This window comes from Sphaerochaeta sp. S2, from assembly GCF_016406725.1.
Taxonomy (GTDB): domain Bacteria; phylum Spirochaetota; class Spirochaetia; order Sphaerochaetales; family Sphaerochaetaceae; genus Sphaerochaeta.
Genome location: NZ_JAEKNT010000313.1, coordinates 1 through 2,056 on the forward strand (window position 1 = coordinate 1; position 2,056 = coordinate 2,056).

A 2,056-nucleotide genomic window follows, 5' to 3' on the forward strand; every position below is an offset into this window, starting at 1 on the left:
AAACAGTGCTGATCAGATGCAATTATCCTGCCTGTCCTCTCACATACACCCACGCGCCGAAACATCAAGGGCTATTACGAGAGTCATATTCAAACTGGAACCGGGGTATAAGCAGAATGGATTCCTAGTGAGATAAAAACACAGGAATCACTGAAGCAACAGCTGTCCTCAGAATCAATGCGAAGCTATTCCCCACAGAAATCCTTCTAATTGCTATAACGTTATCATAGAAATCATCCACGGGCTACAGAAAAATGGAATCCAGGATATGTTTCTGAACAGGAAGATGAAATGCACACAAAGCAGTGGAAAAAATAAAGAGAGCCATAGAAGAGAGGTAATGGCTCCATCTGATTCCTATTGGTTCGATGAAAATCTCGAGACCATGTGTGGGATGTTGCCAGGGAAGAATGGTCTAAAAAGGGAAAGCCTGAAAGAATTCTTGGGGTTGTTGGATATTCAGCAAGTCGGTTTCAAGATGAGTACTTGTGGGGTAATAGCCTATTTAACCATGTTATTGTTATCAATATTGTAATTATGGACTAAAAAAAATTTGAATTTCTGAATTGGCCGTATCAGTAGCTGCCACAATAGTTTTCGCTAGAACATTCGATCTGTGCACGCTTTTGTAGACACTTTCTGATCAAGTCTCACAAAATCCATATCTCAAACTGTGTGGAAAATGTGACAGTTCTTCCTGGTACCTCAAATCGCCAAATCACGCTTCCAGGGGCATAAAATGCCGATTTTTGTGGAAAATGTGACAATTCTTCCTGGTACCAATGATACGCAGACCTATATAAAGCGAGGGTTGTTTTACCGCTGCCAGCAGTTCCCAAAACGGCGGAATGGCCGGTAGCAGGCATGTACAATACCTCTCGCTGCTTTTTGATTGGCTTTGGTAAATTCCCAGTCATAGTTATCTTGCCCCCGTTCCTACTTGATCAGCAGATTGGTAAGTGGCACCGAAGATGGTGTCTCCAAGCCATTTCTTGAAGGATGGTTTGTCACTGAACTGTTTGAAGAGCTCGGTATGATCTGCGCACGGTTTGGTAGACACTTTTTGATCAAGTCTCGCAAGATCCCTCTCTCAAACTGTGTGGAAAATGTGACAGTTCTACCCGGTACCTCAAATCGTCAAATCACGCTTCCAGTGGCCTAAAACGCCGATTTTTGTGGAAAATGTGACAATTCTTCCTGGTACCGATGATATAGATCGTGAGCACTGCCACCCTTGCCTGCAATTGCTCGCCTACCAGCTGCAGGATGAGCACATAGAGCAAGGTAAAGAGAGCGTAGATGAAGTAGAAGCCATATCGAAACTGGAAGCGGATATCACCTTTAAGCACAGAGAGGAATCTCATTGCAGTTTCCTCCCCGTAAGCTCGGTGAAGATGTCGTTAAGCGTAGGTTCACTACTGTGAATACTGAGAAGACGGTTCTCCTTGAGTGCGTTCAAGAGTTCAATATCCTCACCAATTGAGCTCAACTGCGTACAACGTTGGTACTCAGTACCCTGCTCTTTATATGAGTAGGAGACAGTAACCGCTCCCCTACTCATGATCAGGTTTCTCGGACTATCGAGGGAGCAGATACTGCCATCTACGATGAAAGCGACCCGGTCGCACAGCTCTGTGGCATCATACATATTGTGGGTGGTCAGAAGGATGGTGGTGCCCTTGTTCCGCTGCTGAAGGATCAGGTCTTTCATTACCCTGGCATTCGAGGGATCGAGGCCACTTGTTGGTTCATCAAGAAAGAGAATCGAGGGGGAGTGAATCAAGGCCTTGATGAAATTGAGACGGCTTTTCATGCCCTTTGATTAGGCAGAGACCTTCTTATCTGCCTCTGCGGCCAGTCCCACTGATTCAAGCAACGGTTCGATGGGAAGTGTATGCTTGTACAACGAGGCAAAGTAAGAGAGATTCTCTCTCCCTGATAGCTTTTCAAGGATGAGATGTATTCCCTTTGAGCCTTGAAAAACATTATTGAAGTTTTCCATTGTTTATAGTTGACTCCTTCGAGCATAACGAAGCATTGAGACCTGGTCGATGCG

Annotated in this window: 3 protein-coding genes; all 3 read right to left on the minus strand. The window is 44.9% G+C overall.

Going from position 1 to position 2,056, the window contains the following annotated elements:
- Positions 1–1,142: 1,142 nt before the first annotated feature.
- The 3 genes from JF818_RS09185 to JF818_RS16405 are packed head-to-tail and all read right to left on the minus strand — an operon-like array spanning position 1,143 to position 2,002.
- A complete protein-coding gene (locus JF818_RS09185; protein WP_198891716.1) occupies positions 1,143–1,364 on the minus strand; it encodes a hypothetical protein in 222 nt (73 codons plus the stop codon).
- Positions 1,361–1,813 carry an AAA family ATPase gene (locus JF818_RS09190; RefSeq protein ID WP_233067068.1) on the minus strand — a complete coding sequence of 151 codons (453 nt, stop codon included), beginning with the start codon at positions 1,811–1,813 and terminating at the stop codon, positions 1,361–1,363. The genes JF818_RS09185 and JF818_RS09190 overlap by 4 nt, the downstream gene beginning before the upstream one ends.
- 9 nt (positions 1,814–1,822) lie before the next feature.
- Positions 1,823–2,002 carry a hypothetical protein gene (locus JF818_RS16405; RefSeq protein WP_233067071.1) on the minus strand — a complete coding sequence of 60 codons (180 nt, stop codon included), beginning with the start codon at positions 2,000–2,002 and terminating at the stop codon, positions 1,823–1,825.
- Between the last annotated feature and the right edge of the window lie 54 nt (positions 2,003–2,056).

Excerpts from the sequence above, each read along its gene's own strand:
- JF818_RS09185 (WP_198891716.1), bottom strand. The coding sequence starts at position 1,364 with ATGAGATTCCTCTCTGTGCTTAAAGGTGATATCCGCTTCCAGTTTCGA.
- JF818_RS09190 (WP_233067068.1), bottom strand. The coding sequence starts at position 1,813 with ATGAAAAGCCGTCTCAATTTCATCAAGGCCTTGATTCACTCCCCCTCG.
- JF818_RS16405 (WP_233067071.1), bottom strand. The coding sequence starts at position 2,002 with ATGGAAAACTTCAATAATGTTTTTCAAGGCTCAAAGGGAATACATCTC.